The 6,049-nt window shown below is 26.2% G+C and carries 6 protein-coding genes; all 6 read left to right on the forward strand.

What is annotated here, in order from left to right; translation table 11 throughout:
* Positions 1-107: 107 nt before the first annotated feature.
* The 6 genes from CLTEP_RS13110 (at position 108) to CLTEP_RS13135 (ending at position 4,736) form a co-directional block, all read left to right on the forward strand.
* Complete coding sequence (locus tag CLTEP_RS13110) at positions 108-887, forward strand: ISAzo13-like element transposase-related protein (protein ID WP_066827417.1); 780 nt, start codon at positions 108-110, stop codon at positions 885-887.
* 147 nt (positions 888-1,034) lie between these two features.
* Positions 1,035-1,325: a TnsD family Tn7-like transposition protein gene (locus CLTEP_RS13115; protein ID WP_066827419.1), complete on the forward strand. Its 291-nt coding sequence runs from the start codon at positions 1,035-1,037 to the stop codon at positions 1,323-1,325.
* Between the two features lie 36 nt (positions 1,326-1,361).
* A complete protein-coding gene (locus tag CLTEP_RS13120) occupies positions 1,362-1,844 on the forward strand; it encodes a hypothetical protein (RefSeq protein ID WP_066827421.1) in 483 nt (160 codons plus the stop codon).
* Entirely contained in the window at positions 1,841-2,785 is a 945-nt protein-coding gene (locus tag CLTEP_RS13125) for an MvdC/MvdD family ATP grasp protein (RefSeq protein ID WP_066827423.1), read from the forward strand. Before CLTEP_RS13120 ends, CLTEP_RS13125 begins: the two co-directional genes overlap by 4 nt.
* A gap of 12 nt (positions 2,786-2,797) precedes the next feature.
* Positions 2,798-3,733 (forward strand): hypothetical protein, encoded by a 936-nt coding sequence (locus CLTEP_RS13130; RefSeq protein WP_066827425.1) that lies wholly within the window; start codon positions 2,798-2,800, stop codon positions 3,731-3,733.
* Positions 3,734-4,316: 583 nt separating this feature from the next.
* On the forward strand, positions 4,317-4,736 hold the full coding sequence (locus tag CLTEP_RS13135; protein WP_153016346.1) for a hypothetical protein: 420 nt from the start codon (positions 4,317-4,319) through the stop codon (positions 4,734-4,736).
* Positions 4,737-6,049: the final 1,313 nt, after the last annotated feature.

The raw sequence follows: 6,049 nt of genomic DNA on the forward strand, positions 1-6,049 counted from the left end.
AATATTCAATGGATTTATGAATGTGCTAAAAATAATATTCCTATTGAAACTGTTTTTAAAACCATGAAAGTAGCATAAGGCGTAGTGTAAATATCTACTGTAAAAATTTGTATCTAAATTTTCTCATCTATAGACCTTTAAAGAAAATACCAGAAACAGATGCAATTTTTGATAATCTCAAAGAAGTTCATAATGAAAAAAATCATGATAACATTTTAAGAATATCTATTGATACAAAAGATAGAGTTAAGATTGGTCAATTTTCAAGAGGTGGAAAAAGCAGAGTGCTCGTAACGGCAGCTGATCATGACTTTGGAGATGAATATCTAACTCCCTTCGGGATACTTGATGTAACGAATGATAAAGTAGATTTATCATTTACAAAATCGAAGGTTACAGCTGATTTTATGGTTGATGCTATAAAGGCATACTTAATTAGAAATAATTATCATGTAACAAAGGATACAATCACAATAAATGCTGACAATGGTCCAGAAAATAATAGTCGCAGAACACAATTTATTAAAAGAATAATATATCCTTCTGCAAAATATGATTTAAAAATTATATTAGCATATTATCCACCATATCACAGTAAATACAACCCTATAGAACGTGTATGGGGAATTTTAGAACAACATTGGAATGGAGCCATATTGGATGAAACAAGCACGGTGCTAGCATATGCTAAAACCATGAAATGGAAGGCAGCAGAGCCTTACGTTAATTTTATTAAAAAGAAATATATGATTGATAAAAAAGTATCAAAAAAAGTTATGAAAATATATGAAACTATGATCGAACGGGCTGAACTCATTGGAAAGTGGTTTGTTACATTGACGCCAAGCAAATGTAAAAAGGCAGTTTTATTGGAAAATAAACCATAGGAAATTATTTTTGGGTAAAGGAGGAATTATACTTAAATTCAGTTAAAATTAATTTCAAAGTTATATTTATGTGTAATTATGTTAAATATCAATTGATAAATTATAAGTAAAATGGTATAATTTAAAATAAATGATAGCAATTTAAAATTGACTTGTTATTTATTTGAAATTGCCTTAGTTCAATCTACTGTAAATATCAATGAAGAATCCAATTGGTTAAGAATAATAGTAAGAAAACACAGAAAAACTTTTCATCCTATACGACATTTACTCATGATTGATTTTTTAGGAATGTCTTTAGAAGAATTATTCTATGTTAAACAAGAATGCAAACCATTTGGAATAGGTCCATGGCCGTGCTTAAATGCAGGTGCAGAGCATTATAACGATAGCTCATTAGGAGCAGTTGGAATGAGAATGATGAATACATTAAAATAATATTATTACGGTTATATTTAGAAGGGAGATTTTAAAATGCAGAAGTCACCATTATTATATTATAGAATGGAATGTGAAAAGGGTGATAGCACAAATTTTCAAGAGGTTGATTATGATTTTATATCTGGATTGTGGAATATAAATGGACAACCACTAATAAAGAAGTATATTGAAAATAAAGGAATTGAAGAGAAGTGCCAGACGCTTATAACAGAAACAAGGGAAAGTATAGACAGGTCGGAAGGTTCTTGTTATGACATGCAAAGTTTAGAAATAGATAAAACAACGATTACAGCTACAAGAGAAGGAATAGATAGGTCAGAGCAATCAGTAAGTGAAAATTTAAGCAATGAAATTATGAATTTTAATAATGTGGGAGAGACATTATTAACTAAAACTAGAGAAGGAATATACAGGTCAGAAGGTTCTATGGGAAATACTAATGACGAAACTATATCTTTACATCAATCATTGATTACATTTACAAGGGAATCAATTGATAGGAGTGAACAATCATGATTAATATATCTCCTAAAATATTGTTAATTACAAATAAAGATGATTTTGCTATAGATTATTTAATACTAAAATTAGCGAAAAGAGATATACAGTATTTACGAATAAATTCTGAAGATATTACAAATTTTAGATTATCGTATGGGTTAGATAACAATATTGAGTTAAAATATAATAATTATATTTATAACTTGAAAGAAATTAAATCAGTATATTTTAGGAGAGCGCCTAGCATTTTCCCAAAAGCAGTAGACTCTAATGATACGACTTTTATAAATAGAGAAAGGAGAGATTTCTTAGAAGGGTTGTATTTATCAATGGAAGCTAAATGGATTAATCCTATATTTGCAACTTATAAAGCAGAAAGAAAGATATATCAATTAACAGTTGCTAAAAAAATAGGATTTAATGTTCCTAGAACATTGGGGTCAAATAGCCCAACTAAAGTACTGGCATTCATTAAAGAAAATAATGAATGCATAATAAAACCAATATCTCATGGATTACAAGTTACTAAGGATGGTATATATTCAATTTATACATCTAAAGTTATTAATTATGAATCCATTGATGATAAAGAAATATTTGAATCACCAGTATTGATACAAGAAAAGATTGATAATTATAGAGATATAAGAGCCACAGTTATTGGTGATAGGATTTTTGCTGTTGAAATTGATACGGATGAAAATAATAAAATTGATTGGAGAAAACCAAATTTAAATAAGATATATAAAATACATCAATTGCCTAAAAAAATTAAAGAGCTTATCTTTAAACTTCATAAAGAATTAAATCTTATTTATTCAGCTTTTGATTTTATTTTAACTACTGCTGGGGAATATTATTTTCTAGAAACCAATCCTGCTGGAGAATGGGTGTGGTTAGAAAGAGAACTTAATATACCAATAAGTGAAGCAATTATTGATGAACTTATGAAGTAAAGGAGTACTAAAATGAATGAAGAAGAAATGAGTTGGCAAGATAAATATTTAAGTCCATCGATAGAAAGAGAAAAATTTAAATTTAGTAAGTTAAAAAGAATGTTTTTTGATTTTAAAGAAATTTTTATACATGCAATATCATTTCATAAGGGGCCACAGTATCCACCTAATGAATTACCGGACTTTGAATCGCAGGATACAGAAATGATTTTTATGACGTGTAAGCAATTTTATGATGATGCAAATAATAGAATAGGTAATTTAGAAGACAAGGCCTTAAAACTACTATCATATATTACAGCATTATTTGCGTTTATATCATTTGCATTTATAAATACTAATTCAATTGGAACTAAAATTTTATTATTAGTATCAATTATTTTTTTGATATTATCAATAATAATATCTTTTAGATGTGTTAATGTGAAGGGGAGGCAATCTTTATTTTTGCCTTCAGTTTATGACTTTAGTAATAATAATGCAAGCGATAATTTTGACAAAAGAGTTATAGCAAAAAAAATGTTAAATTCGGCTATTTTTAATCAAAATGTTGCAGATAATACAGCGGATATTTTAAAAGCAGCAAGGTATACATTGACTATTGCAATAACTGTTTGTATTATGGGATTTTTAGTGGGTATAAATGGATATTTTAGTGATAATGGGCCAAAGGAAATAAAAATTGATAACTCAATAAATTTGAACAAAATTGAAGAAACATTGGATAAGAATAATTTATTGTTGGAAAAGATTACGGATAATATAAAAAGTTTGGATAACAAAGATAATTTATATTTGGAGATAGAACAACTTAATAATGAGTTAGAAAATCTAAAAACTGATTTTAAAGAAGTTTTAAAGAACTTAGAAGAATTAAAGGTAAAAGAAAATACTACTACTATTAATAATGAGAAAGAAAATAAAAAGTTAGAGTCTAATAGTAAGTAGGCAAAATAAATTACATAAATTGATAGTTACATGAATAGATGTAGTTACTTAAACTTTTAAAAACAAACTGTGATAGTATAATGAATACCAAGTATTAAATCAGAGGTGGAAATGTGTTTATTTTTATATTTATTATATTAATACCTTTTTGCAGCCTATTTTTTTTAGTAAAACCATTAAATACTATTTTCGTTATGGGGAATAATAGTTTTGAGTTAATGAATAATATAGATGCAACTAATCTTTTAGCATCCTTAAAAAATGTAAAGAAGAATATATGAAAATTTTTAATAAATAATGGTGTCGGAGAAGAAAAAGTAGTATAATTGCTGATAATGTAGTTAAAGTTATAAAAAGATTAATAATATACATACTTACAGGAGTACTATATTTTATTATCACGATAAGTTTAATAATAAATGTTTTTCATAAATTTATCATATTTATTCTTAATGAAATTCAAGAGTGATTAGGATTGATAATAGGTTTTGGTATGACTTTTTCTATTTTATATGCACCACCTTTATTATAGTATTTTGGATATCAAAAACTTAAAGAAACTATCCGCAATTCTTTTGACCAAATGTTTAAGTTAATAGATAGATTGAGTAATTATTCAATGTATATGTTTGGTGAGCTTATTGGTTTTTTCGTTTTGTTGTTATATATATACTATATAAATAGGCTTAATTTTATGGAAGTAAATGTGATTTTGCATGATGTCATATGTATTGGAATATATCAACTAATTATAAATAAATATGTACTTAGTAGAGTATTTATTAGATTTGATAAATATAGATTCAAAAATATAACGCTAGAGCGTAGTTGTAAAATACATAAAAATAGTAACTATATGAGTATGGGCATTATTACAATGTTTAGCTATATAAATAATATTTATGATTTAAAAATTTTATATGCTTTAACATTATTATTTTTATTTGATACATATATAGGAAATAGAAAAGAACTACTAACAGAAGAAAAAAATTTTAACTAAGTGTTTCCTAATATAAAGATGATTTTAAGCAGACTATATCCTATATATCCTTGCATACCATAAACCTATCTATGAGCTAACAAAATAAACTCGTACTAAAAATAATAGAGTCACATTAAGGAAAATAAAGTTGTAATAAAAGTCATGTGATTTTAGGCTGAAAATGCCTTGAATTACATGGCTTTTTTTACAGGGGAATGGTTCATGATATAGGGGAAAACAAAAAAATAGAAAAGAAAAATAAAGAATAATAATTGAAAAATAAATAGATAAAACCTTATGCAAGCCTTGGTTTTAAAGGAAAATAGGCATATTGAACAAATTGAATTTTAAATAGATTAATTAAATGGAACAGTCGAAAATAGACCAAATTTTGACCCTTATCCTCCATAGCCCAGATCCCTTTTGTATCACGACTTTATTATATTGATAAAATACGGAAAATAAGATTGAAGCTAGCTGGATTAAGGGGTTGAGGGGGATTTGGGAGTAGTACGAGTTTATTTTATGTGCTCAGAAATTGTTTCTTACAAAACTCCTACAGACAAAAACAAAGTTATTCAGAAAACGAGAAAAAATATAAGAAAAAAATGGGAATAAACTCCTGTTTTTCTCTTTGAAAGTATATTAAGGTTGTGAAGAAATTAAAAAGACCTACTTGAGATTGTAGATTTAATGAATTTGAAAAGCTTTATAAAGAGTGGAAAGAAAATAACTGCTGTTCAATTTATGAAAGAATTAAATTTGAAAAGAAATACTTTTCGTAGGATTAAAGAGTACAAATACAGGAATTATAAAAGGGTATCTCTACAGATAACAGATACCCTTAATGTGTCATGTTGTCTCCATATTGGAGAAAATGTGTTATCCTAATATTTAGGATAGTATTATTATATGTTAATTTACCTTTATTATGTTCAATTTTTTTGAAAATATAACAGCGAAGAAAAATCTTCGCTGAACTTATTGATGTCGTTCCCATATTGGGAAAATATAGTTTAAACACTAAAATCATTATGTTTCATCCATATTGGATTAATTAAATTTTAGCATATATTTCATAGTATTGCAAGGAGTATTCAGCTCTAAAGAGCAAAATCTAGTTTGATCTATCTATCAAGCAAAAATTAAATGCCAAATTTTACACTTAATTACATATGATTTTTCAAAAAAAGACTAAGCATATTTTTTTTAATAATTGTTAAAAATTTTTATAATAATCTTTACTTTTTATCACCTCCATAGTACAATTTATATATCATAAATAACGTATTTGTGTACGTTTATTTAAGTAGTTAATATCTTCAATAGTT

Origin of the sequence: Clostridium tepidiprofundi DSM 19306, assembly GCF_001594005.1 — a bacterium.
GTDB classification, from domain to species: Bacteria; Bacillota; Clostridia; order Clostridiales; family Clostridiaceae; genus Clostridium_AC; species Clostridium_AC tepidiprofundi.